At 41.8% G+C, this 26,106-nt stretch carries 24 protein-coding genes and 1 tRNA gene; 18 read left to right on the top strand and 7 right to left on the bottom strand.

Annotation, left to right across the window (positions count from 1 at the left end):
- The first annotated feature begins 66 nt into the window (after positions 1-66).
- The 3 genes from fdhF (at position 67) to ACFPTP_RS09410 (ending at position 4,223) form a co-directional block, all read left to right on the top strand.
- A complete protein-coding gene (gene fdhF, locus ACFPTP_RS09420) occupies positions 67-3,003 on the top strand; it encodes a formate dehydrogenase subunit alpha (protein ID WP_381443914.1) in 2,937 nt (978 codons plus the stop codon).
- A 5-nt stretch (positions 3,004-3,008) separates the two neighbouring features.
- On the top strand, positions 3,009-3,488 hold the full coding sequence (locus ACFPTP_RS09415; protein WP_381443911.1) for a helical membrane plugin domain-containing protein: 480 nt from the start codon (positions 3,009-3,011) through the stop codon (positions 3,486-3,488).
- A 93-nt stretch (positions 3,489-3,581) separates the two neighbouring features.
- Complete coding sequence (locus ACFPTP_RS09410) at positions 3,582-4,223, top strand: YIP1 family protein (protein WP_381443909.1); 642 nt, start codon at positions 3,582-3,584, stop codon at positions 4,221-4,223.
- Positions 4,224-4,271: 48 nt separating this feature from the next.
- On the opposite strand, the gene ACFPTP_RS09405 is transcribed toward ACFPTP_RS09410, so the two are convergent.
- Both ACFPTP_RS09405 and ACFPTP_RS09400 read right to left on the bottom strand, forming a co-directional pair.
- Positions 4,272-4,451, bottom strand: coding sequence for a hypothetical protein (locus ACFPTP_RS09405; RefSeq protein ID WP_381443907.1), 180 nt, complete (start codon positions 4,449-4,451; stop codon positions 4,272-4,274).
- 101 nt (positions 4,452-4,552) lie between these two features.
- Positions 4,553-5,401 carry an MBL fold metallo-hydrolase gene (locus tag ACFPTP_RS09400; RefSeq protein WP_381443905.1) on the bottom strand — a complete coding sequence of 283 codons (849 nt, stop codon included), beginning with the start codon at positions 5,399-5,401 and terminating at the stop codon, positions 4,553-4,555.
- A gap of 143 nt (positions 5,402-5,544) precedes the next feature.
- Between ACFPTP_RS09400 and ACFPTP_RS09395 the strand changes: the two genes are divergently transcribed.
- The 4 genes from ACFPTP_RS09395 (at position 5,545) to ACFPTP_RS09380 (ending at position 9,537) form a co-directional block, all read left to right on the top strand.
- Positions 5,545-5,617, top strand: a tRNA-Arg gene (locus ACFPTP_RS09395).
- A 1,202-nt stretch (positions 5,618-6,819) separates the two neighbouring features.
- Positions 6,820-7,548 carry a glucose 1-dehydrogenase gene (locus ACFPTP_RS09390; RefSeq protein WP_381443902.1) on the top strand — a complete coding sequence of 243 codons (729 nt, stop codon included), beginning with the start codon at positions 6,820-6,822 and terminating at the stop codon, positions 7,546-7,548.
- 322 nt (positions 7,549-7,870) lie between these two features.
- Positions 7,871-9,328 carry an allantoin permease gene (gene allW / locus ACFPTP_RS09385; RefSeq protein WP_381443898.1) on the top strand — a complete coding sequence of 486 codons (1,458 nt, stop codon included), beginning with the start codon at positions 7,871-7,873 and terminating at the stop codon, positions 9,326-9,328.
- Positions 9,329-9,375: 47 nt separating this feature from the next.
- Positions 9,376-9,537, top strand: a complete 162-nt coding sequence (locus ACFPTP_RS09380) for a hypothetical protein (RefSeq protein WP_381443895.1) — start codon at positions 9,376-9,378, stop codon at positions 9,535-9,537.
- A 160-nt stretch (positions 9,538-9,697) separates the two neighbouring features.
- On the opposite strand, the gene ACFPTP_RS09375 is transcribed toward ACFPTP_RS09380, so the two are convergent.
- Complete coding sequence (locus ACFPTP_RS09375) at positions 9,698-10,894, bottom strand: NAD(P)-dependent malic enzyme (RefSeq protein WP_381443893.1); 1,197 nt, start codon at positions 10,892-10,894, stop codon at positions 9,698-9,700.
- 402 nt (positions 10,895-11,296) lie between these two features.
- On the opposite strand from ACFPTP_RS09375, the gene ACFPTP_RS09370 reads away from it, so the two are divergent.
- From ACFPTP_RS09370 to ACFPTP_RS09350, 5 genes are all read left to right on the top strand, one after another.
- Positions 11,297-12,685 (top strand): NCS1 family transporter, encoded by a 1,389-nt coding sequence (locus ACFPTP_RS09370; protein WP_381443891.1) that lies wholly within the window; start codon positions 11,297-11,299, stop codon positions 12,683-12,685.
- A 329-nt stretch (positions 12,686-13,014) separates the two neighbouring features.
- A complete protein-coding gene (locus ACFPTP_RS09365) occupies positions 13,015-14,232 on the top strand; it encodes an MFS transporter (RefSeq protein ID WP_381443889.1) in 1,218 nt (405 codons plus the stop codon).
- Between the two features lie 38 nt (positions 14,233-14,270).
- Complete coding sequence (locus ACFPTP_RS09360) at positions 14,271-15,677, top strand: M20 family metallopeptidase (RefSeq protein WP_381443887.1); 1,407 nt, start codon at positions 14,271-14,273, stop codon at positions 15,675-15,677.
- A 115-nt stretch (positions 15,678-15,792) separates the two neighbouring features.
- A complete protein-coding gene (locus ACFPTP_RS09355) occupies positions 15,793-17,088 on the top strand; it encodes a hypothetical protein (protein WP_381443885.1) in 1,296 nt (431 codons plus the stop codon).
- 39 nt (positions 17,089-17,127) lie between these two features.
- Positions 17,128-17,331, top strand: coding sequence for a hypothetical protein (locus tag ACFPTP_RS09350; RefSeq protein WP_381443883.1), 204 nt, complete (start codon positions 17,128-17,130; stop codon positions 17,329-17,331).
- A 61-nt stretch (positions 17,332-17,392) separates the two neighbouring features.
- Here the strand turns inward: ACFPTP_RS09350 and ACFPTP_RS09345 are convergent, their stop codons facing one another.
- Positions 17,393-17,677, bottom strand: a complete 285-nt coding sequence (locus ACFPTP_RS09345) for a hypothetical protein (protein ID WP_381443881.1) — start codon at positions 17,675-17,677, stop codon at positions 17,393-17,395.
- A gap of 223 nt (positions 17,678-17,900) precedes the next feature.
- Between ACFPTP_RS09345 and ACFPTP_RS09340 the strand changes: the two genes are divergently transcribed.
- The 4 genes from ACFPTP_RS09340 to ACFPTP_RS09325 all read left to right on the top strand — a co-directional run bounded on the left by ACFPTP_RS09340 (position 17,901) and on the right by ACFPTP_RS09325 (position 20,879).
- Positions 17,901-18,686: an amino acid ABC transporter substrate-binding protein gene (locus ACFPTP_RS09340; RefSeq protein WP_381443878.1), complete on the top strand. Its 786-nt coding sequence runs from the start codon at positions 17,901-17,903 to the stop codon at positions 18,684-18,686.
- 65 nt (positions 18,687-18,751) lie between these two features.
- On the top strand, positions 18,752-19,411 hold the full coding sequence (locus tag ACFPTP_RS09335) for an amino acid ABC transporter permease (RefSeq protein ID WP_381443874.1): 660 nt from the start codon (positions 18,752-18,754) through the stop codon (positions 19,409-19,411).
- 32 nt (positions 19,412-19,443) lie between these two features.
- The gene (locus ACFPTP_RS09330; protein WP_381443871.1) at positions 19,444-20,193 is read left to right on the top strand and encodes an amino acid ABC transporter ATP-binding protein; all 750 of its coding nucleotides are present in this window, start codon (positions 19,444-19,446) and stop codon (positions 20,191-20,193) included.
- Positions 20,194-20,330: 137 nt separating this feature from the next.
- Entirely contained in the window at positions 20,331-20,879 is a 549-nt protein-coding gene (locus ACFPTP_RS09325) for a DUF420 domain-containing protein (protein WP_381443868.1), read from the top strand.
- Between the two features lie 48 nt (positions 20,880-20,927).
- Here ACFPTP_RS09325 and ACFPTP_RS09320 read toward each other — a convergent pair whose 3' ends face one another.
- On the bottom strand, positions 20,928-21,404 hold the full coding sequence (locus ACFPTP_RS09320) for a general stress protein (RefSeq protein WP_381443865.1): 477 nt from the start codon (positions 21,402-21,404) through the stop codon (positions 20,928-20,930).
- Between the two features lie 153 nt (positions 21,405-21,557).
- Here ACFPTP_RS09320 and ACFPTP_RS09315 point away from each other — a divergent pair, with 153 nt between their 5' ends.
- Positions 21,558-22,268: a DUF421 domain-containing protein gene (locus ACFPTP_RS09315; RefSeq protein WP_381443862.1), complete on the top strand. Its 711-nt coding sequence runs from the start codon at positions 21,558-21,560 to the stop codon at positions 22,266-22,268.
- A gap of 39 nt (positions 22,269-22,307) precedes the next feature.
- Here ACFPTP_RS09315 and mnmH read toward each other — a convergent pair whose 3' ends face one another.
- A complete protein-coding gene (mnmH, locus tag ACFPTP_RS09310; RefSeq protein ID WP_381443859.1) occupies positions 22,308-23,384 on the bottom strand; it encodes a tRNA 2-selenouridine(34) synthase MnmH in 1,077 nt (358 codons plus the stop codon).
- Between the two features lie 23 nt (positions 23,385-23,407).
- On the bottom strand, positions 23,408-24,457 hold the full coding sequence (gene selD, locus ACFPTP_RS09305) for a selenide, water dikinase SelD (protein ID WP_381443856.1): 1,050 nt from the start codon (positions 24,455-24,457) through the stop codon (positions 23,408-23,410).
- Between the two features lie 166 nt (positions 24,458-24,623).
- Here selD and ACFPTP_RS09300 point away from each other — a divergent pair, with 166 nt between their 5' ends.
- The gene (locus ACFPTP_RS09300) at positions 24,624-26,042 is read left to right on the top strand and encodes an NAD-dependent succinate-semialdehyde dehydrogenase (protein ID WP_381443854.1); all 1,419 of its coding nucleotides are present in this window, start codon (positions 24,624-24,626) and stop codon (positions 26,040-26,042) included.
- Positions 26,043-26,106: the final 64 nt, after the last annotated feature.

The raw sequence follows: 26,106 nt of genomic DNA, 5'->3' as shown, positions 1-26,106 counted from the left end.
GACAAACACACCTCCAAGCAGGTGTATTTGTCTATGGTGGTTTTTTAATGTTAAAGGAGGATTTTCATGTCAATCAAGATTAATGGAAAGGCATATCCGTTCAGGGACGGCATGACAATATTACAAGTGGTCAATGAACAGCAGATCGAGCATCCTCAAATCTGCTATTTGCCTGAAGTGGATCCGATCGAAACATGCGATACATGTATCGTTGAATTGAATGGACGTCTTGTAAGAGCATGTTCAACAAAAGCCGAAGTTGGTATGGATGTCCAATTGAACTCTGTACGCGCAAAAGATGCCCAAACGGAAGCGATGGATCGGATACTTGAAAACCACTTATTATATTGCACGGTTTGTGATAATAACAATGGCAACTGCAAAATCCATAATACTGTCGATATGATGGGGATCGAAGAGCAGAAGTACCCATACGAACCAAAATGTACACAAGACAGCGTAGATTTCACACATCCATTTTATCGGTATGACCCTAACCAATGCATTGCATGCGGACAATGTGTGGAAGTGTGTCAAAACCTGCAAGTGAATGAAACACTCAGCATCGACTGGGAAAGGGATCGTCCGATTGTCCTTTGGGATGGCGGAGCCAAAATCAATGATTCCTCATGTGTTGGCTGCGGACATTGCGTAACTGTTTGCCCTTGTAACGCATTGATGGAGAAGTCCATGCTAGGAGAAGCCGGGTTCATGACGGGCATGAAAGAAGAAATCCTTACCCCGATGATTGATCTTGTTAAGGATGTTGAGCCTGGATACAGCGGCATCATGGCAATTTCAGATGCAGAAGCTGCAATGCGTGATACAAGAACGAAGAAAACAAAAACGGTATGTACATTCTGCGGGGTTGGCTGTTCATTTGAAGTTTGGACAAAGGACAGGAAAATCCTTAAGATACAACCAGTTTCTGAAGCGCCTGTCAATGCAATCTCGACTTGTGTAAAAGGAAAATTCGGCTGGGATTTCATCAACAGCGAAGAAAGATTGACGACTCCACTTATTCGAAAAGGGGATTCCTTCGTTGAAGCCACATGGAAGGAAGCATTGGATTTGGTTGCGGAACGGTTGGGGTCCATCCACAAGGAATATGGGGAAGATAGTGTGGGTGTCATTTCATCATCTAAAATCACAAACGAAGAGAACTACCTGATTCAAAAGCTTGCGAGGCAAGTGTTTAAGACGAATAATGTCGACAACTGTTCGCGCTACTGTCAATCGCCGGCAACCGATGGGTTATTCCGTACAGTTGGGATGGGCGGTGACGCAGGAACGATTAAAGACATTTCGGAGGCGGGCCTCGTCATCATCATTGGAGCGAATCCGGCTGAAGGGCATCCTGTCCTCGCCACGCGTGTAAAGAGGGCACATAAACTGCATGGTCAGAAATTGATCGTCGCTGATTTGCGCAAACATGAAATGGCGGAGCGATCTGATATTTTCATTAGCCCTAAGCAGGGAACGGACCAAGTTTGGCTGATGGCCGTTACAAAATATATGATTGACAAAGGTTGGCATGATTCGGCATTCATCCAAGAAAATGTCCATCATTTTGAGGAGTTCAAAGATGTATTGAAAACATACACGCTTGATTTTGCTGAGCATATTACCGGTGTACCGAAAGATATGTTGATCCGCACAGCTGAAATGATTCGCGACGCTGATGGAACATGTATTTTATGGGGAATGGGAGTCACTCAAAATACTGGTGGATCGGATACTTCCGCTGCGATATCCAACTTACTTCTTGTTACTGGTAATTATCGCAGACCAGGTGCAGGTGCTTACCCGCTCCGTGGACATAACAATGTCCAAGGTGCCTGTGATATGGGAACACTTCCAGGATGGCTGCCGGGTTATCAGCATGTGACGGATGATGCTGCACGTGAAAAGTTCGAGCGCGCATATGGGGTCAAAATTGGAAATAAACCAGGGCTGGATAATATCCAGATGCTACATGCAGTCGATGAAGGCATCATGAAAGGGATGTATATCGTCGGTGAAGACATGGCTCTTGTTGATTCCAACGCGAATCACGTCCATGACGTTTTATCTAAACTCGACTTCCTAGTCGTCCAAGATATTTTCTTCTCGAGGACAGCTAGATATGCAGATGTCATCCTTCCGGCAGTTCCTTCTTTGGAGAAGGATGGGACATTTACGAATACGGAACGAAGAGTGCAGCGATTGTATAAAGCATTGCCGGAATTAGGGGATGTGAAGGCGGATTGGTGGATTGTCCAGGAAATCGCTACAAGACTGGGGGCCGATTGGCAGTTTACACATCCAAGTGAAATCTTTGCTGAAATGGCCAGTCTTTCGCCGTTATTCAGCAAGGCCGATTACAGCAATATGGAAAACTGGGATAGCTTTTTGTGGGGAAGCTTGAACGGAGAAAGCACGCCGTTGCTCTATGTCGACGGATTCAATTTCCCGGATGGAAAAGCAAGATTTGCCTTATCCGACTGGGTGGAACCTGCACATTATGATGAAGAATTCGATTTGCATATTAATAATGGCCGGATCCTTGAGCATTTCCATGAGGGGAATCTGACAAATAAATCGGGAGGGATCCAGTCCAAGGTGCCTGAAGTTTTCGTAGAGGTTTCGCCGGAACTTGCCAAGGAGCGAGGGGTGCTGAGCGGTTCAATCGTAAGGCTCGTATCGCCTCACGGAGCCCTACGTTTACCCGCCCTTGTAACTGACAGAGTGAAAGGGAATGAATTATTCCTTCCGATGAACTCGGTGGAAAAAGAATCGGCGATAAACTTCCTTACGGGAACTGCGGTTGACCAAAGGACGAATACACCAGCATTCAAACAAGCCAAAGTCCGGATGGAGGTTTTACAGAAAGACGGAGAAAATCCTTTGCCAGCAAGCAACCACCGGAATAAGAAGCGTCATCCGCAAAACGGGGTGGAAGTTGAGCGGAAGTGGGCGAGACCTGGCTATGAACATCTGACAGATCAAGTGGAGAAAGGGTGAGATGAATGGCAGCACCGATTACTTCCATCAAAAGAAAAGAATTGACACTTGAAGAGCAACAGCAACAGAAAATGTCAGAACTGCAATCCCTCATTTCAGAACAACAGCAATCATTGAATAAAATTCTCGAAATTACCGGGGAATTGGATCGGGCTGGTCTTCTCGATGCGGTGAATGCAATGGTGAAAGCAAAGGATGAGATTGCAGGCATTGCCGTTGCACAAGCTTCACGTGAGCCAATGACGAATCTAATCAATAATTTACTTAATGCGACAGGCCTTTTGACATCTTTAAATCCGGAAGTAACGTCAAATTTGAAGGATAGCGTCACGAAGGGGATTGAAGAGGCTGAGCTGTATAAAGGAAATGGGGATAAAGTGTCCGTTTTACAAGTCATGACGGCACTTAACGATCCGGATATTAATCGCGCAGTGAAATACGGATTGGATTTCTTGAAAGGAATGGGGAAAGGGCTAAATAAATGAATTCCGATTCTCTATTATTCTTTGAAACGAAATGCATTCTGATACGTATGCATGAGTAGGGCAAAAAAAGAGTAATGGAGAGTGGGGTTGTGTATGCAAAACATTGAAAACGAGGACAATGCAGGTCGACAATTGAATCCATGGGCTTCCGTATGGCTTCATCCAAGAAAGACAGTCCAATATGTCATGGAATATAAAACTGGCAGTTTTGTTCTTATGATTGCGATGGTTACGGGAATTATCCATTTTCTCGATCAAGCTTCGGGCAATGATCTATTTGAGACTTGGAATATAGCTGCCATTCTATTAGTGGCTTTGCTTGCCGGACCAATCATAGGAGTGATCGGCCTTTACATTGCATCAGGCATCTACCACGCATTATCACTTATGCTAGGCGGGATGGGCACATCCGAGGAATCACGGAAGGCATTTACGGTTTCCAGCATCATTATTATCATCGGGGGGCTTATTTGGATACCTGACCTGATTATTTTGGGGAAAGGTAATTTCATAAGTGATTATGATTTCTCATTTGGACAGTTTGGGTGGTCAATCATTTCATTATTCGTCAACTTTATTGTAGGGATTTGGTCATTGGTCGTTCTGATAGCGGCAATTTCAGAAGTTCATCGATTTTCAGCATGGAAAGCCGCCGTGGTTGTCTTCTTGCCAATTATTATCCTTATTGCCATCGTTGGCATTATCATTGGATTGACAGCACCTGCTTTATTTTGAAATTCAAAAAGACGTCTCTTTGTCATTTGCGACAGAGAGACGTCTTTGTTATTGGTTCGTCGTTGATTCATCGTCTTCGATTTGCTCACGTTTCGTCTTCCTGTAAGCACCTACCATTGCTTCTTTATAATCGCCTAAAGTGGCGAATTCGTGGAATTTCTCCGCGTATTTCTTTTTGTGCCTTTCAATTTCATTTCGTTTTGTAATTCGCCGTTCGACTCTATCCATTGCCATGACCTCCTCACTCATCTTTTTCTTAGCTTGCCTGTTATGTCTGTAAATATGACAGGAAACTAAGAAAGTGGGGGTAAAGGCAATTACATTGGACATCACTTTGAATCATCCACGTACCTTCCGTGGTCAGGTACTGCGATCGATTGGAAATCTGACGCCAATCTATCCAGATTCTCATGCAGCCATTGTCCCTCTACAGGGACACCATGGCCAGTAATGGCAAGGCTCGGCCGTAACGCAGCTAAAATTTCAACGGACTGTTCCGCTATATCCCAATCGGGCGTTAAGTATCGTGGGGGTCCACCAATTTCCTTTTCTTGTGTGAACACCTTATACAGCTCATCTTGTATGACGGTCACAAAAGCGTCTCCAACAATCATAGCATGATCATCATGTCGGAACAGGGAAATATGCCCTTCGGTATGCCCTGGTGTGTGAATCCATTTCCAGCCGGGCATGAACGGGATTGTATGATCATCTGGCAGTGCATGGGCTTTTGATCCGATGTCGATGCTCTCATGTGGAAACATAAATGATAACTTAGCTACCATTCCTCCTTCGACGGTCGTGTCGGGTTCAGGATAATTCTTCTGACCGGTAAGATAGGGTAACTCCAATTCATGTGCATAAACCGGTACATCCCAAACTTCCAATAGATCGATCAAACCTCCGATATGGTCGAAATGCGCATGGGTTAGGATTATAGCTTTCGGAGGGTTATCATTACCAAACCTCTTTTCAGCTTCTTCTTTTATCTTATCACCGGACTTTGGCATCCCTGCATCTATTAGTACCCAGTCGTTTCCTTCACCCGCAACTCCGAAAAAAATGACATTTACGATTTGAACCGTATAACAGTATAGGTCTGGAGCTACCTCGATCCCTTGTCCGCTCGTTACCGAAGTCATCGGTTGAAATCGTTCTGTTGAAGAACTTCTTTCCATGCATCATACCTCCCCTAATATCTTTCATTCACTTTTACCCTAATATGTGTGTATAACACTTAGTCATACGATTTTTTCATTTGAACAACAAATGTATTGCTCTTAGCAGTTCCACTCTTTATAATAGAAAGGTACTTTCATTTGTCTCAGTAGCTCAGGGGATAGAGCATCAGCCTCCTAAGCTGAGGGTCGCAGGTTCGATTCCTGCCTGGGACGTTTTTAGATGAAAAGTGAACAACATAGCATCACATGAAAATAACGACCGTAAACGATGATTTCACAGCGTTTACGGTCGTTATTTTTTTGGGGGATTACATTAGAAACGTTTGGAATTACAAATTTTATACATTCAACTTATTTGACATGTACTTATATAACTATGTTTTTCTGTAAGCATCAAAAAGCCTCAACAGCATGAGCAAGTTTTTGAGGGTGTATTATTCTAAAAGAGTATAATTTCTGTTCGGTAATCGCAAATTATCAAGTAAACGTTCAAAAAGTAAATAAGTGAGTTTACTAACTACCTTTTAAATTGTATTTTTAGTTTTGAAACGCTGTTCGTTAATGTGTACTTTTACAAACGATGTAATCTTTTTTGCAGGGGAGGGACGACTTGGCTGTGTTATGGGATATACGAATAGACGATTGATACAACAACAGGGCGTGGGCACAAGGCTATTTTGGTTCTATTGAATGGTCGAAATCAAATGGGTTTAAGCAAATGAAAATAGAATGTAAAAATAATAATATTCCAGCTTGTAAATTATATTGGAAACAAGGTTTGACTTTGGGTAAATTAGACGAAGATGTGTATTACAATGAGGCTTCTGTGAAGGATGGAGTGCAACTTATATGGTATGTAAATTTATAAATTTTCAATAAATGTTTTTAATATATTGTTCAAAGTGTACAAGCCACTGTACACTGAAGCCGCTGTTGTTAGTTTTGTTATGTACAGTATATAGCCTGCTTTGTTAATTTTGTTGAATAGGCATGAAGACCTTCCTTATAAAGCAATGTATAATAATTATTGTAAACAACTAAAACGTTCTCGAAGGATATGAAAAGGCTGATTTAACATTATTTATTCGCAACTCAAAATAAATATTAGGCAGTCTTTTATTATATGAGGATAATTTCGCACTATAACATACAAGGCAAAGGAGTATGGCTTATGTCTACAGTAAATGAAAGTTACGATACAACAATTGAACATGCCACGGGATTGGATGAATCATTGTATCCGAAAACCGATCGAGATAGGACTGTTGATAGTTATACCAGCCCGAATCGTTAAAATCACAAACCTTCTGACATGTAGATACATTAAAGGTGGTGATGGACGAATAGAGAAAAAACTTCGGTGATAAGGTTAAAAGAAACACAACTAGAGTTAACTAAATAAGGAGGAACAGACAATGAGTAGATTATCAGAGAAAGTAGTAATTATAACTGGAGCAGCTAATGGTATGGGAGAGACTTTTGCAAGATTGTTTATAAAAGAAGGAGCAAAAGTTGTATTAACTGATATAGAAGTAAAAAAGGGTCAAAAAGTAGCAGAGGAACTTGGTGAAAATGCAATTTTTATAAAACACGATGTAACGAATAAAGAAGATTGGCAAGTTGTTGTTGATAAGGCAGAGAATACATTTGGACCAATTACTGGGCTTGTAAATAATGCTGGAACAGCTGGAAAAATCGTTCCATTGGAAGAAGTAACAGATGAAGATTTCTATAAAATTTTTAATCTTAATGCATATAGTGTTTTTAAGGGTATGCAAACTGTAGTAAAATCTATGAAAAAAGCTAATGGTGGTGGCTCCATTGTAAATATGTCTTCTACTTCAGGTATAGTTGGTTCTAGAAATCTTATCCCTTATATTGCATCAAAATTTGCAATAAGAGGAATGACTAAAGTCGCTGCACTTGAGTTAGCTGAATCTAATATACGAGTAAATTCCGTACACCCTGGTGGAATTGCTACAGAACGAGCTGTAATTTTCGATGAGGTCAAAAAAGCTACCCCTCAAGGACGTGCTGGAGAGCCTGAAGAAGTTGCATACTTAGTTTTACATTTAATTTCAGATGAATCGACATTCACAACTGGATCAGAATATATTGTAGACGGTGGATTTACAGCTCAATAATATTAAATAGCTTATTACGAAAAAAGGACTAACTTCCTCTTGAAATCCATGTATAAATTAGAATGTTACATTTTAAGTATTTAAATATACTTAATAAGGGTATTACTTGCGAAGTCGCAGCAAGAAAATGACAAGAGTACAATAAGTTTAATACTTCCACTTCCAAAACACATACCCCCGTCCTGTTTTAGATGGGGGTATAATTGTTGGTTTTTTAATAAGGAGTTTTGAGCATACAAATATTGCAAAAAGATGATAAACAGATTTATCTAGCTTTTATTGACAAAAGAAAAAATAATTGCCTCAAGGAGGTTAATTCAATATGGGTCAAGAAGATATTAGGGTAACTCAAGAAGACGTTAAGTTATTCAGAGCAAGAGGTTACGATAACGAGGATTTATTGCCGAAGACCAAAGAAAAACGTAATATGGGTGTCTTTAACTATTTTAATCTCTGGATGGGTAATCTACACAACATTCCAAACTATGCTGCGGTCGGTGGTTTCTTGGTTCTTGGTTTAGCTCCGGTTAATGTCATGCTTGCTTTAATTTTAGGGGCAATACTTACTGCTATATTTATGGCCTATAACGGACGAGCTGGTTCAAAATACGGTATTCCATTTGCAATGCATTTACGGGCAACGTATGGAGAAGCTGGGGCTAAATTACCTGGATTTTTACGGGGAATTGTAGTTGCAATTGGTTGGTTTGGTCTGCAAACTTTTGTAGGATCGCAAGCACTATTCATTATTATGGGTAAGTTGTGGCCTGGCTTTATAGAAGTAGGCGGAGACATAACATTTTTTGGAATCGGTTTACCAGGACTAATATCTTTTATCATCTTTTGGGTAGCTAATATTGCAATAAGTATTAATGGAAGCACGGTCTTAAACAGATTTAATACGATATTAACCATCTTAATTTATGTTCTATTTATCTCCATGGGAATTTGGGGAGTAATTGTAGGTGGTGGATTAGGTAATATTCTTAGCTATTCTGTCTCAGGAGCACAAGATGTAAATCCTATATTTGCTTACTTTATGATTATTAGTGCTGTATTGGCATTTTGGTCAGCTCCAGGAACAAGTGTTGCTGACTTTACCCAAAATGCAAATTCAACGAAAGAACAAGCACTTGGACAAGGATTAAGTTTAATTGTTGGTTACGCAATTTTTGTATTCACTAGTATCACTATCTTAATTGGTAGTTCGATTCATTACGGAGTGGAACAATGGGATGTATTAAACGTAATTAACCATTGGGACAACCTACCAGCAATTCTATTTGCAACAATAGTATTATTGTTAATAACAGTAAACTCCAATGCAACGGCTAACCTCACGCCAGCGGCATATCAATTAACTGCTCTCTTCCCGAAATGGTTCAATTACCGAAGAGGTGTTCTAACAGCATGTATTCTCGGTTTCTTGATTATGCCGTGGAAATTGATGGAAAACCCGGAAGGTATCTATACTTTCTTGAATGGAATTGGTGCAGTTTTAGGTCCGGTATCTGGTGTAATGATTTATCAGTTCTTTATAGTAGCTAAACAAAATATCGATTTGAAAGAACTTTATTACGACACGAAAGATACTGCAGCAAATAAGTTCCGTGGAGTTAATAAAAATGCCTATATTGCAACGATTCTAGGGGTTTTAGTATCGCTAAGTGGTATTTTTATTCCAACTCTTTCCTTCTTCTCTGATCTTTCTTGGATAAGTGGTTTTGTAACAGCATTCGTATCGTATGGAATTTTTGTTAGGTTTTTTGGAGTTAAATAAAAAATAAAAAAGTTAGGTCTTTAAATTGTGGAGTTGTTCAAGAGCCAATGGAAAACGCAGAATTCGGCATTACGGCCAATTCGATTTTACCAGGACCTACTCGTACAGAACTCATTGAAAAACAATTACCAAAGCTTGCTGAACGTGATGGTTCAACGGTTGAAGATGCTTTGAATCACTTGGCGTTACTGACGGAGAATAATATATAAAGATTTAAAAAGAAATCTTCATGATATGTGAAGGTTTCTTTTTTGCTTAATTTGTGGTGTATTTGCATGAGAAACTGGATTTAGAGCCGGTGAAAATAATTAATAAAAGCGTCATAAAACAGTCGAAACCGTTTTATGACGCATCAAATAATCGTGTTCTTTATTGTTTAATGAGTAATTTAACAGCTGCGACGCCTGTTTCGATGGCAGCCTCGCTAACTGCTCGGGTAACGACTTCTGCAACCCGATCGTCAAACGGACTTGGAATGATGAAATCATCATGTAGCTCCGCTTCATCTACGAGGGAAGCAATTGCGTAAGTCGCAGCCAGCTTCATAGGCTCATTGATTTCGGTTGCGCGGACATCGAGGGCTCCGCGGAAAATCCCTGGAAATGCAAGGATATTATTCACTTGGTTCGGAAAATCGGAACGGCCAGTGGCGATGACGCGGACACCGAATTCCTTGGCTTTATCAGGTGTGATTTCAGGATCGGGATTCGCAAGCGCAAAGACGATCGGATCACGGTTCATGCAACCAATCAGCTCACTTGTCAATACATTCGCGACAGATACACCGATGAAAACATCTGCACCAGTCATTGCATCTTGTAACGTCCCAGTGATATGGAGCGGGTTTGTTATTTCAGATATTTCATCCTTTATCGGATTCATGCCTTCAGGGCGTCCTTTATAAATGGCACCTTTCGAATCACAAATGATGATGTCTTCAAAGCCCACATTCAGAAGATGCTTGACAATGGCAATACCAGCTGCACCGGCTCCATTGACGGCTATTTTAAGGGACTTCATATCTTTGTTCACAACTTTTAAAGCATTAAGTAACCCTGCAGCGACAACAATTGCAGTTCCGTGCTGATCATCATGAAAAACCGGGATATCACATTCTTCCCTCAGTCTTCTCTCAATTTCAAAGCAGCGGGGTGCTGAAATGTCTTCTAAATTGATGCCGCCGAACGTAGGACTAATCGCTTTTACCGTCTGTACGATTTCATCGACATCTTTGGTACCCAAACAGATAGGAATGGAATCGATATTTGCAAATCTCTTTAATAATAACGATTTACCTTCCATTACCGGTAAAGCTGCTTCCGGTCCAATATCGCCTAACCCTAACACAGCTGATCCATCCGTAATGACAGCAACTAAATTCCCTTTGATCGTAAGGTCATACACTGCCGACGGGTTGTTGGCGATTTCAATACAAGGTTCTGCAACCCCTGGCGAATAAGCCAAACTGAGGTCCACTTTATTGCCTAGCGGGACCTTAGACAAGATTTCCATTTTACCTCCGTGAATTCGATGCATCTCTAAAGAAGACTGATAATTTTTCGACATTTAACATTCCTCATCTCGTCTAGTATTTCGTTGGTGATAATAAATTATTACCATGAATCAGAAGGAAATACAAGTCTGATTATTCCGTCATATATTAGCCTTGAAAAATTTTAACCGCTTTCAAGTGCGTCATTTCACGATTTAAGGCGCCCTCAAATAATCTTTTGTAAGATGGCTTATGAGGTCGATTTGCTTGTCTACAAGCAAATCTGTGGGGCGATTTGTTATTGTTCATTGAGTATCAAGGATTCCACTTTTGATTGATTAGGAAACAAAAAGAAGAACATAATAATATTTATCCACGAAAGAAAAAATATGTGGATATAAAAAGCACCTGAATGGAGTGTAGGGCGGAGAAGTTGTGTTAAGTACTGCATGCAATAGAGAGGAGTTTGGGTGAACATGTCTACAAATAATGAAAGGGTGGATTCGCAGATTGAACATGCTACGAGGCTGGATGAATCACTCCATCCAAAAACAGATCAGGATAGGACGGTTAAACCAAAAGACTATATATTCATGTGGGTTGGCGACGGTGTTAACTTAGGGAACATGACGTTAGGTGCCAGTGTGATTGTAGCAGGTGTAGCAACATTAAACATTTTCCAAACAATTTTAGCAGCTATTGCCGCAATTGCCATCATTTCCACTGTTTTTGCCTTAAATGATCGACTGGGCTACAAAGAGGGAGTTCCCTATGTTGTCCAGCTTAGAATGTCCTTTGGGATAAAAGGGACAGTTATATCATCACTATTACGTGGTATACCCGCTATCGTTTGGTACGGGATTCAAAGCTGGATTGGCGGAACTGCCTTAAACGAAATTGCAAAGATTGTTACTGGCGGGTCCTTTGATAATATATTTATTTGTTTTGTCGCGCTACAACTATTCCAAATTATACTATCGTTATTCGGCTTCCATGCAGTTAAATGGGTAGAAACAATTGCATCTATTGTTTTTGCGGCAGGATTAATTTATGTATTTGTCATACTTATGTCGAACTACAGCACTGAAATCACACAAAACTGGATACAAGCAAAAGGCTCATGGGGCTTGCCGTTCTTTGGTCTCATCATGGTCTTCTTAGGGAATTATGCTGGCATTTTTGTAAGCGCAGCTGACTATTCCAGAGAGCTGAAAACAGGCATGAGTGATAAGAAACGTGCAACCTTATACTTTTTCCCAATTACCCTTTCATATGGTTTTGTTATTGTTATTGGGGCTATGCTTGCTGCAGCAACAGGTATAACAAATCCTGCACTAGCACTTCCAATCATACTTAATAATGATATTCTCTCGGTTGTTGTATCTGCATTTATCATTGTTACAGTAATCGCGACGAATATGGTGGCTAACATTATCCCGCCCGTTTATGTCATTACAATGTTGACGAAACTGAAATACAAAACCTCTGCCATTATTACGGGAATGCTTGCGTTAGGCGCTTTTCCTTGGTTGCTTATTAAAGAATCGTCGGCTAAAGGTCTGGACATGTTCATACTTATTTATTCCGCGTTTTTAGGGCCCGTAATTTCAATATTATTAGTCGACTATTATATCTTGAGAAAACAGAAGGTCAATGTCTCTGATTTGTATAAGGAAGATGGTCCTTATGCCGGATTTAATAAAGCAGGATTGCTAGCGATGCTTATCGGTGCCGCGGCTGCGTTCATAGTTGTTCATCTTGCATGGGTCATCGGAGTAGTTGTGGCAGGAATAGCTTATTATCTTCTTTCGAAGTTTGCCTTTAAAGGATCGAGCTTCAAAAGAGAAACGATTTTTGAGAAATAAATACTTTTTCTAAATTGCCTCGTGGAGAATATATCTTTGTGGGGCATTTTTTGTTGTTTCAAATGTTTAAATTGTTTAATTGGTTATACACAAGAATTTCTATGGGGTGTGGTCGATAATGGAGAAATTAACGTAATTGCAACTGACCCTTCACCAGCTCCGGCATCTTTGAAAACAATTACAGATAACTATTTTGAAGGTTGGGCGGAATCTGGAAAATAGAAAAGTATTGCACCGCTTTTAAATTTTATTTATAGTAAGTGATATAACGTATATTTCGTTAAATATACGCAAAATGAGACAGGAAGTTCTGAAAAGGAGGTTTCCCTATGGTTTCTGTGAAACAAAGAAATATGATTTTGTTATTACTTTTCATTGGATGGGCGATTGGTAATTTCGATCGTTATTTTATTAACTACGCAGTACTGTCCATAACAAAGGATTTACAATTAAATCCTACCAGTACGGGATTGATTCTTAGTAGTTTTTTTGCAGGGTACGCGCTCATGCAAATTCCCGGTGGGTGGTTGGCTGATAGATTGGGGTCAAGAAGGGTCCTTATCGTCTCCGTTCTAATGTGGTCGATCTTTACGGCTTTGACTGGGGCAGTGTGGTCATTGGCTTCGATGATCATCATCCGTTTCTTTTTCGGAATCGGGGAAGGTGGATTCCAGCCGTCAAGCTCGAAATTGATTTCGCAAACATTTCCAACGGATAAAAGAGCTTGGGCCATGTCGATCATGTTATCGTCGGGAGGGATTGTATCGCTGATTGTACCTCTTCTTTCCGCCTATATGCTGACGACGATAGGTTGGCGTATATCATTCTTGATTCTCGGTGGTATTGGAATTATCATCACGATCCTCTTCTGGATCTTCGTCAGACTGCCTGCTAATCTTAAAGAAGAGCAGCTGAAACCTTCAGGGGATTCCCAGCAAGGAATTTTTAAACAAGTACTAAAAACGCCAATCATGTTGAATCTATTCATTGCCTACTACAGCATTTACGCCATTAACTGGGGCTTGGCAACATGGTTGCCGACGTACCTCGTGAATGTGAGAGGACTTGACTTGATTTCACTTGGATGGGCGCAAACAGTTCCAGGTTTAGCAATGATTTTTGCGATGTTTTTATCTGGTTATGTCATCGATAGACTTCCACTTGGCAAGGAAAAAGTGATTGGCGCAATTTCCTGCGTTGCTGTCGGTATCCTTCTATATCTCATGTTCAATGCGCCGAGTGTAACAATGTTCGTTGCATACCAGACGATTGTTATTCTTTTTATATCCTTTGTCATGCTTCTGTTGCCGGCAATTATTTTGAAAAGGCTTCCATCCGCTGTGACTGGGACAAGCATGGGTATTGCGAATACAGGAGGTCAGCTAGCCGGTTTTATTACCCCGCTTGCTATCGGGTTTATTGTGCAGACATTTAACGGCTCGTATAATGCGGCTTTTTGGATGCTGATCATTTTTGCCATCATCTGTACGATTTCACTTTTGACGTTGAATTTCCGGAAGGGCGAGCTACTTCAAGCGAACGCATAAACGCAAACGGCAATTCATGTAGATAAGGAGAGATAATGATGGAATTAATGAAAACGATTTCAAATTTGATTGAACAAAAAAAGGATAAATTCATTGCGTTAAGCGATAAAATATGGGAAGTACCTGAATTGTATTTCGAAGAACATCAATCATCCGCCTTCTTAATTGGGGCGTTAGAAGAAGAAGGGTTTCATGTCGAGAGGGGAGTCGCGGGTCTTAGCACCGCTTTTGTCGGGAGTTTTGGTACAGGGAAGCCGGTCGTGGCGATTTTAGGTGAATTCGACGCTTTGCCAGGGCTCAGTCAGAAAAAAGGGCTTTCCCATCATGATCCAATTGTCGAAGCCGGAAATGGGCATGGATGTGGCCATAATCTTCTTGGGACAGGCGCGTTTGCAGCTGCTGTCGCCGTTAAAGAATGTATTGAACAGAATGGTTTGCAAGGGACGGTCCGTTATTATGGTTGCCCTGCAGAGGAAAATGGGTCCGGTAAAGCCTTCATGTCGCGGGCAGGTCTGTTTGACGATGTAGATGTCGCGTTCTCGTGGCACCCTTGGGATGTACCGGGACTCATGAATGTGAAGACGCTTGCCAATTACTCTGCGCGTTTCAAGTTCAAAGGGAAGAGCGCCCATGCTGCGGCCACGCCTCATTTAGGTAGAAGTGCACTCGATGCAGTGGAGTTAATGAATGTCGGTGTCAATTATTTACGGGAGCATATGGTGCAAGACGCACGAATCCATTATGCGGTTACGGATACAGGCGGCACTTCGCCGAATGTGGTTCAGGCGAATGCAGAAGTCGTCTATTTGATACGGGCAGCTGAAAAGGATGAAGTGGAATCACTTTACGACAGGGTGCACGATATAGCTCGTGGAGCTGCATTAATGACGGGTACGACGTTTGACGTTGAATTTGTGGGAACTGCTTCCAATCTGATTCCTAATTCTGTCCTTGCTGATGTGATGTATGAAAACCTAGTGAATGTCGGGGTTCCTTCCTATGATGAAGCGGACGTGGCATTTGCGAAAGAAATCCGGAGCACATTGTCAGAGGAAGATCTGAACAATGCATATGCAGGACGGGACCGGGAAACAGTGAAAAAGCTGAAGGAAAAGGTTATTGCTGATCTGATTCCGCCCCATTCCACTACGGAAGCGATTCTTTCAGGCTCAACGGACGTCGGGGATGTCAGCTGGGTCGTGCCAACGATGCAATGTCTCACAAGCTGTTTTGCTTTAGGCACCCCACTCCATACATGGCAGGTCGTGTCACAGGGAGCAACGCCGATTGCACACAAGGGAATGCTGCAGGCGGCAAAAGTAATCGCGTCCACTGCACTGCAAGTTATTGAAAACCCGGCGATCATCGAACAGGCAAAAGCCGAATTGGTGGACCGCTTGGACGGCAAATCTTATTATTCTTTAATTCCTGATTCAGTAAAATAATGTATTGACAAAAGTATCGTGAGGACATACTCCCGATACTTTTTGTTATTTTTATTCCTTTCAAATGAGGCTTACCGTAAAATGGGCTTATCGAGCTGAGAAAGTGGGTAATGTCATGTACAAAGTAGCGGTTGTTGGTCCGAAACAATCGGTCGACAGGATTCTTACAATGGCGAGAGAGATTGAAAAGGAATTAGAGTTCGTTCCGTATATTTATTCGAAAACGAACGAAGTAAAAGACTTCGTAGTGAAACCGGACATTCCGGTCGATTTTTGGCTGTTTTCAGGCTATATCCCGTATAAAATTGCAGTCGATGCGACAGGGATGAATGAAACGTTTGTGTTTATCGATTCAAGCGAACTGAGTATTTATAAGGGAATCTTGAAGCTTTCCAATGATATTGGTAAAATTCCGGAACGGATTAGCGTAGATATGGTTTCGTCATTTCATTTTGATGAGGAATTTACCCAGTTGGAAAAGGAGCTGGGGAAGGCATTTATTAAAAAATTCGATGTGGATATTGAGGCGGAGGAACTATTGGATTTTCATTACGGCTTATGGAAACGGAATGAAATTGAAGTGGCGCTAACATGCTATCCGACTGTCTATGAAAGCTTGCGGAAAGCAGGTGTACCGGCATATTGGCTGTCGCCGTCGCGCAATGAAATCTACCAGACCATCCGGATGTTCTTCGAAAAGATTAAGACATCATACTACAAAGACACACAAATCAGTGTCAAAATGATTGAAATCGTGGAATATGATGCCATTAAGGAAAAAATGAAGGAATCCTACCAATTGGAATATTTGGAGCTGCATTTAAAGAAAACACTTATCCAGCTATGTGAAACATTGGATGGCTCACTAATTGAACTAGGAAATGGACGATATGTAATCTTTAGCACAAGAGGAGCAGTGGAGCGAGAAATCAGGACAGTCAAGGAGAAAGTGAATCATCTTTCGCTTGAAGCGAACTCGAAGATTGCAGTCGGAATAGGTTTTGGCCAAACCGTTTTAACGGCAGAAGTTCATGCAAACCGTGCAATTCGGGAGTCGAAGGATAAAGGGAAACAGGAAATTGTCATTATTCAAGAGGATGGCACGATGATCGATGCAGCGGGGAAGGATGAGGAGCTCATTTATTCCTACCGTACGGACAATCATGAATTCGTAAAGAAACTACAAGAAGGAAAAATAAGTGTCAAGACATTTAAACGAATTGAGTCGCTCATTCGGAAAATGGATTGGACCCGTTTCACAACGAAGGATTTGGCGATTCACTTGAACATGAGTGAGCGGAATGCCCAGCGAATCGTTTCCGATTTGTGCAAAGTGGATTTAGCCGTATGCGTAGGGGAAGAATCCCATTATTCAAGGGGAAGACCGGTGAAAGTATACGAGTTGACATGATTAACGGCACTGCATTCTAACGGATTGAGTACTGGCGGGTTGGATATTGAGGAAGCATACAATGTAGGCTTTAACCTTGTTGAAATGGATATTGTTTCTAAAGTAACTGGTTTTCCCTCTAAGACAAATGTATTTATTAACAAAGATGATTTGGAATTTGAATTTGTCGCTGAAACATCGGCAGGAGGGAATGCTGTCAAATCAACGTTTGTAAGAGATAATAGAAGTCCTCCTGGGACGTAATAACAGAGGCTGCCCGGAACATCAGTGTAAACTGATTTCCGTGCAGCCTTTTTTGTTATGATCATTTATTTTCCGGATTAATGCTATTTGGTTCTTTACCAAAACGATTCATTCTTTGTGAACGGATCTCCTCTGGTGTCTCCTGAAAAGTGTAGCCTTTTTCAAAAATGGTTTCCGGATCAATTCCATTGGGCTCCTTATCCGACTCATAACTTTCATTAATTCCGGCAGGAGGCTGCTGGTGTTGACTCGATTCATTCCGCATACTGTTTTCTACATAATCGTTTTTGAACTCAGGCTCTTCTTTTTCTCTCCGGTTCTTGTCATCAGTAAAATCTTTTTCCATGCGTCACATCCTCCTTTATTATTTTTTACGTTGTTCTATACTGTTCAATTGCCTCTTTGGGCAGAATTAAAACGTTATTCATTCATATACTAACAACTGTTGATTGAATACGAAAATTCCGCAAATTACTAAAGGGGTTTTCTTTATAGAGAAAGCATGATATATTATCAATACGTTAACAGACTAAAGTGTTAAAGCAAGAATATGAAAAGGAGAGAGAGTTATGAAAAAGTATATGACATTAATTATCATTTCAATAGCCGCATTGTTAGTCGTAACCGGATGCGGAAATTCAAAATCAAATGGGAAATCAGGTGGAAAAGACGTTCTTGTCATCGGTGTAGATGATAAATTCGCTCCAATGGGTTTCCGGGATGAAAATAACGAACTTACTGGATTCGATATAGAATATGCAAAGGCTGCAGCTGAACATATGGGAATGGAAGTGAAGTTCCAGCCGATCGATTGGAAAACTAAAGAAACAGAATTGAGCAGTGGACGCATTGATTTGATTTGGAATGGGTATACAATCACGGATGAACGAAAAGGCAAAGTGCTTTTTACAAAGCCTTACTTGAAAAACGCTCAAGTCGTCGCTACCTTAACGAATTCCGATATCGCCCAACTGAAAGACCTGTCGGGGAAGAAGGTCGGTTTGCAAGCTTTATCCTCAGCGGCTGACGCATTGAACGCCAACCCGATACAATCGGAAATCAAATCCGTTTCCGAGTATGCGGATAATGTTCTGGCACTATCAGATTTGAAATCAGGTCGTGTGGATGCAGTTGTCATTGACGAAGTAGTCATTGATTATTACATGTCCAAAGATGAAGGCGCCTTTAAAGTGTTGGATGAGTCTTTAGCTCCTGAGGAATATGGTGTTGGCGTGAAGAAGGGCAACGATGAATTGCTTAACAAGCTTCAAGATGCCCTGGATAAAATGAATGAAGACGGCACAGCAGCCGAAATTTCCACGAAATGGTTCGGCGAAGATAAAGTACTTAAATAATGAATTGAACAGATCGGGTTTTCGATGAGAAAACCTGATTTGCTTTTTAAAAGGAGTCATCATATATGTCTATCGACTATTTTATTTCCATATTAAAACCGATGCTGCAAGGTGCTCAAGCGACAGTTCTACTATTCCTTATTGCCATCATCGTATCCATCCCGCTTGGCTTCCTGCTTACATTGATTGCTAGAAGTTCCATCAAACCGTTAGCTTACTTGGCGAATGCATATATTTATTTGATGAGGGGAACACCGCTCTTATTGCAGCTCCTTTTCATCGTTTTCGGTTTGCCGCTCATTCCGGTCATCGGGGAATATTTAGTCCTGGACCGATTTGTTGCTGCTTGTTTAGGGTTCATACTGAATTATGCCGCTTATTTCGCGGAAATTTTCCGCGGAGGACTGCTTGCGATCGATAAAGGACAGTACGAAGCCGCGCAAGTGCTCGGATTGAACAGATGGCAGACGATGCGAAAAGTGGTGTTGCCTCAGATGTTCCGAATCGCATTGCCCGCCGTTGCGAATGAGTCGGTTACGTTGGTGAAAGATACTGCTTTGCTTTATGCGGTGGCAGTACCCGAATTATTGCATTTCGCACAAACAGCAGTAAATCGTGATTTTACAATAACGCCATTCTTACTGGCAGGCGTCATCTATCTACTCATTACGTTATGTTTGACTATGTTCTTCAAATGGCTGGAAAGGCGTCTGCGGTTTGATTAAATTCATTGTTGGAAATTGAGGAGTGAAAAGGAATGCCGATTCTTGAAGTGAAAAATATAAAAAAATCATTCGGTCCGCTTGAAGTGCTCAAGCAGATCAGTTTTGAAGTGAATAAGAACGATTGCATAGCCGTCATTGGACCTTCTGGATCAGGGAAAAGTACGATGCTCAGAAGCTTGGTCCATCTTGACGAATTGGATGGGGGAAGTGTCTCGGTCAACGGAAACTATATCGTGAAGGATGGAGTCTACTCTAAACCCCAGCAAGTGAAACAGATCACCTCCAATATGGGAATGGTTTTTCAGCATTTCAATCTGTTCCCTCATTTGACTGTCATCGAAAATCTCGAACTCGCTCCAAAGCTTTTAAAGCAGAATGATTCCGCACAAACCCGGCAATTGAGCATGGAATTATTGGAGAAAGTAGGTCTTTCCGATAAGGCTGATGTATTGCCCTCAAAACTTTCCGGTGGTCAAAAACAAAGGGTGGCGATTGCCAGAGCTTTGATGAGAAAGCCTGAAATCCTTCTATTCGATGAACCGACTTCTGCTCTTGACCCGGAGTTGACCGGGGAAGTACTTCGTGTCATGAAGGATCTTGCTGAAGACGATATGACAATGGTCGTTGTCACACATGAAATGGAATTTGCAAAAGATGTTGCAAACAAAGCGATTTTCATGGATAAAGGGGAAATTGTTGAAACCGGAAGTCCAGTGGACCTATTGAGCAATCCACAAATGGAGAGGACTAAAGCATTTTTATCTCGGACATTATCCAAATGAATACCCGTTTTTCACAACGCAGTCGGGAAAGTTGCCCCGGCTGCTTTTTCATTTCGACAACAATGTGAAGTCGGGTTAATGAAGCGGAAAATATGTTACACTACTTTAAGGAATGTAGAGTCTAAGGAGATGTTTAAATGATTCAATCGACTGAAGGAAAGCCGTTTAAAAAAAGGAATTATCGGCCAGCCATTATCATTTTATCAATCGTATTAATAGGAGTGATTGGCCTGTTGTCAGGCAGGCAAGGAGTGGAAGATTTCGATGCATTCGATGTTACGATCCTGCCTTTGCTGAATGCCATTTTCAATAGCTTTACATTCCTTTTCTTAGTTGCCGCCTTAATTGCCATTAAGAAAAGGAATGTGGATGTCCATCGGAAATTCATATATGCCGCATTCTGTACAACTGCTTTATTCCTCATCTCGTATGTAGCTTACCATTATTTAGCACCATCCACTCCATATGGAGGTAATGGTATTTTGGCCGGAATCTATTATTTCGTCTTGATCACCCATATCCTACTAGCCGCGGCAATCGTCCCGCTTGCATTGACGAGTGTAGCGAGGGCTTGGAATAGGGAGCATGAGCGTCATCGTAAAATCGTGCGGTGGACAATGCCGATCTGGTTGTACGTAAGCTTTACAGGGGTTCTCGTTTACATACTGATTTCCCCATATTATTAAATTGAAAAAGAGGCTGCTCCCATTCGAAGGGAACAGCCTTTTTAGTATTTATACAAGCGGGCGATCTGGATAGTCCATCCGTGTATTCCGATATTCGCCATCTACTAACACTAGAATCTTACCTTGATCGAAATATTCATTATAACGATGTGCTTCTTCCTCCGGAATTCCCATGCCGATCAATGCGCCGGCAAGGCCTCCAACACCGGCCCCAGCCGCTGCTCCTGTGATTCCTGCAACGATTGGACCGGCTGCAATGATTGGGCCGATGCCCGGGATCGCAAGTGCTCCGATTCCAGCTAATACTCCTCCAAGTCCGCCGAGCAAGCCTCCCGTTGCGGCACCTGTGGCCGCACCATCGGCGGCGTGCGTCCCTGTCTGTTCTTCGATGTAATCCACATGATCTTTATCCTTACTAATGATGGAAATGTCATTCGATGTGTACCCTTGTCGTTTCAAGTCTTCAATTGCAGCCACTGCTTCCGATTCAGTGTCATAATAACCTACCACATGTCGTTGTACCATTCAAAAACGCCTCCTGAATAATGTTATTGTTCTATTTGGTTGCTACTCTAGAAAATACCCCATCAATCCTTTTTAAAACATCTTCCATATTTTTAATAGATTTGAAAAGGTCTTAACGGGTATTTATCTAACTATAGAAGAGGAGGTATGAGAATGGATTATTTAATAAACGGAATGAAGCTCGTTATCGGATTAATTACTTTCATGGTCGTTATTCGACTGTTGGGCAAGAAGCATTTAGCCGAGATGACGCCATACGACATCATCTATTTAATAATGTTCGGCGGTATTCTTGAAGAAACCTTATATGATAATAAAATTTCCATTTGGATGTTCCTATTTTCTATGGTTGTATGGGCGACAGCAATATTTGCTATCGAAAAGCTCGTCGCTAAATTCGATCCGTTGCGTATTCTCTTGAAAGGTGAGCCGGATCAATTGATTTCAAATGGAAAGATCAATCGGAAAGCGTTTAAGAAAAATCAATTGGAAATGGAGCAGATCCGAACGATGCTTCGTCAACAAGGGATTTTTTCTTTAAGGGAAGTCCGTGATATGTATATCGAACCGGGCGGCCAAATCTCCATCAATCCCTTCGCGAGATATAAGTCTGTTGTGGCAGATGATCTGGATCTTAATAAAAAAGAAGAGGAACCGAGTGTTTTGCTCATAGATGAAGGCGCATTAAAAACGGAAGTCTTGCATGCAATCGGAAAATCGGAGCAATGGTTGCGGGAAGGAATTGGCGAAGAAGGTTATAATAATGTCAAGGAAATCTTATATTGCGAATGGTCCGAGACAGATGGATTCTTCATTAAAGGTTTTGCTGATACTAAAGAAATGAATGGACACCAGCCAAGCTGATTGAAAAGGTGTTGAAGAACATTGGAGAAAGGCTGCCCATCACTTGAAAAAGCGATGGACAGCCTTTTTATTTTGATTCATTTTCACAAATGATTGGTTCAACTTCAATAACTGTTCAAAGGCATCATCTACTGAATCAGCATAAATGAGGAAGTCGTTATCATGTAGATGTTTTTTTGTTGAATACTCATAGCGGGGATCGTAGTAATACTCAAGCAATAATGAAACTGAATCCTCAAACTGCCCTTTTTCCAATTTTTCCTCTATCTCTTTTGCAATCGGTAGATGGATTCTCCGTTTAATTAAATTAAATGCTTCAATGAACTTATCCCCGGCCTCCCAAGGATTATAATCAGCCAAGATGTTTTTAACCCGTTGCTCCATCGGGAGATGGATAAAAACATGAATTCCATTTTCCTTTTTGCTGAATAGGAAAGAGGGGATCAGCACTTTGCCGATTCGCTTGCTTTCTCCTTCAATAAAGACGTATGGTTCATCTTTAAACTTATGCAGTTCATGGACTAGCAATGAATCGAACTTTTTTTGGTTATTCGGTTCAAGTCCGATTTGCCCAAAAATGGAACCTCGATGTCCCGCAAGCTGCTCCAGATTGATGACAGGAAAGCCTTCATCCACCAGCCGTTTCAAAAGAATTGTCTTGCCGGAGCCTGTATATCCATTCAACACGATCAGTTCCGGTTCAAATTCTTCCTTTTTCAACTCCATTACAACCCATTGGCGATATGTCCGGACTCCGCCGCTTAACCGGTTTGCTTGGATGCCCATTAAATCAAGGACGGTTGCAGCTGTTTTACTTCGCATGCCGCCACGCCAGCAAAAGACGGTCTTAGGCGTATCTATCATCTTACATTGTCGAATGAAAGCGGGAAGTTTTGCCGAAAATATCTCCAGTCCCCGTTCATTAGCCGCTTCTTTGCTAACCCGCTTGTAAAGAATGCCGATTTCCGCCCGTTCCTTATCGGTAAAGACAGGAATGTTTATACTGCCTGGAATTGTCGCCTCGCTAAACTCGGATGGAGATCGGACATCAATCATTGTATGTGGTTCTTTTTCCATTATTGAAAATAGGTCTTGTAGACTGATATCTCGAATCATCGTTTTCACCTTCTATATTAGGGTCATTCAACATGGATCTTTCCTGGATGCTCGCCGGTAACTTCCCCAATGATGGTTGCGTTGACGCCCTTTGTATTCATCCCGTCAACTAGTTGCTCCGCTTCATTAGCCGATACTGCAATGAGAAGACCACCGGAAGTCACTGCATCACACAAAATATACCGGTCCAATTGATCAAGTTTTTCGGAGTAGGTGACCGCATCAGCAACATGGGCATAGTTGCTTTTAGTGCCTCCTGGAATCCTACCTTCCTCGGCAAGCTCTTTCGTGCGTGGAAGGATAGGAACTTGCTTGGCAAGGATCCTGATTCCGACATCACTCGCCTTTGCCATTTCGGTTGCATGGCCAAGCAAGCCGAAACCAGTGACATCGGTGGCGGCATGAACTTCATAGGAGGCCATCACTTCTGACGCTGTCTTATTCAAAGTGGTCATAATTGAGGTCACTTGTATTATTTCCTCGTTTGAAAGGGCGCCCTGTTTTAAAGATGTTGTATAAATCCCTACTCCGATCGGCTTCGTCAACACCAGCTTGTCACCAGCTTTTGCACCAGCATTTGTACGGATATTATCGGGATGGACGGTGCCTGTCACCGCCAAGCCGAACTTAGGTTCCTGATCGTCAATGGAATGTCCACCGACAAGTGTGACACCGGCCTCTCTCAACTTGTCACCAGCCCCACGCAAAATATCGGAAAGGATGGTCTTGTCCAACTTTGAAATTGGAAATGCCACGATATTAAGGGCAGTTATCGGCTTCCCGCCCATTGCGTATACATCACTAATTGCATTCGTTGCAGCAATTTGTCCGAAATCATAGGGACTATCGACAATAGGGGTGAAAAAATCTAGCGTTTGCACGATAGCAATATCATCGGTCAGCTTATAAACTCCGGCATCGTCACTTGTATCCAAGCCGACGAGAAGATTGGAATCGAAGGGGGCAGGGGGGAGAGATTGAAGAACCTGTGATAGGTCGGCGGGACCGATTTTACAGCCACAGCCCCCTTTTGATGTAAGAGATGTAAGTTTTACAGAATTAGTTGTATTCATCCACTTTTCCGCCTTTCAAGATTATTTATTACATAGTTTAGCACACTGGATATAAACGTATAGTGTGCCAAGTTTCGAAAATGTTTATTCTACTACCAACTCATGTGGCGGGAATTAAAGAAATAGTAATGGTACATTTAGATAAAGATGAATGGGAGGTTAAAAGATGACTGCTTATTCGATGATTATCGACGGTAAAGAAGTTGGCAAAGACCTTAAGACAATTGATGTCATTAATCCCGCAACGGGAAATACGATTGCAACCGTGCCCTATGGAGGTGCGAACGAAGCTGTCCTAGCTGTGAATGCCGCATATGATGCATTTCAAGAATGGTCCGGGCTTACCGCATATGATCGGAGTTCATTATTGGATAAATGGCATGAGCTGATTGAAAAGCACACGGAAGATCTGGCCCAGACAATGACGGAGGAGCAGGGGAAGCCTTTAGCAGAAGCAAGGGGCGAAATAAAATATGCGAATGGATTCATCTCTTGGTATGCAGAAGAAGCGAAACGCATATATGGTGAAATGATTCCGGCAAGTCATACAGGAAAACGGATTTTTGTTCATAAACAGCCCGTAGGTGTAACAGCTGTCATAACGCCTTGGAATTTCCCTGCGGCAATGATTACTAGAAAAGTTGGTCCGGCACTTGCTGCCGGCTGTACAGTTGTCATCAAACCTGCCGAACAAACGCCGATAACAGCAATCCGATTGGTGCGGTTGGCAATGGAAGCGGGAATTCCTCCTGGTGTCATTAACGTCGTCACAGGGGATGCGAGTACGATCGGCAAAGCTTGGCTGCAGGATACACGAGTCCGTAAGCTGACATTCACCGGTTCCACAGAAATCGGGAAGCTGCTCATGCGAGGCGCGGCTGACACAGTGAAGAAAATCTCGTTGGAACTCGGAGGACATGCCCCTGCAATCGTCATGGAAGACAGTGATATCGATAAAGCGGTGGATGGAGTTGTAGCTGCCAAGTTCAGGAATGCCGGGCAAACATGCGTATGTGCAAATCGTATTTATGTTCATGAATCAATCGCTGAAGAATTTGCGGCAAAGCTGGTAGAACGAGTGAAGCAATTGAAAGTCGGAAATGGAATGGATGAAGGAGTTGCAATCGGTCCGCTCATTGATGAAGATGCCATCCGAAAAGTCCAGTCTCATGTTGACGATGCGCTTTCAAAAGGTGCAAAAATAGCTGTTGGAGGCACGGGGATGGATGGACTGTTTTTCGAACCTACCGTATTACTGGATGTCAAGGATGATATGGTATGCATGCAGGAAGAGACATTTGGCCCTGTGGCACCGATTACGACCTTCTCTTCTGAAGAAGAGGTCCTCAGAAGAGCGAATGATTCGATCTATGGATTGGCAGCCTATGTATTTACAGAAAATATATCAAGAGGCATCCGAATGAGCGAAAAACTGGAATATGGGATTGTCGGATTGAATGATGGACTTCCTTCAACCCCTCAAGCCCCGTTTGGGGGATTTAAACAAAGCGGTCTTGGCAGGGAAGGCGGCCATCATGGATTGGATGAATATATTGAAGTAAAATACATTTCTGTAGGTTTATAATAAGCAAAAGAGGCATCCATTTACTTTGGATGTCTTTTTTTGTCTATTATAATTAATGTTTATC

The organism is Sporosarcina koreensis, assembly GCF_042655825.1.
GTDB lineage: Bacteria > Bacillota > Bacilli > Bacillales_A > Planococcaceae > Sporosarcina > Sporosarcina koreensis.
This window is presented reverse-complemented; position numbering and strand designations above follow the sequence as displayed.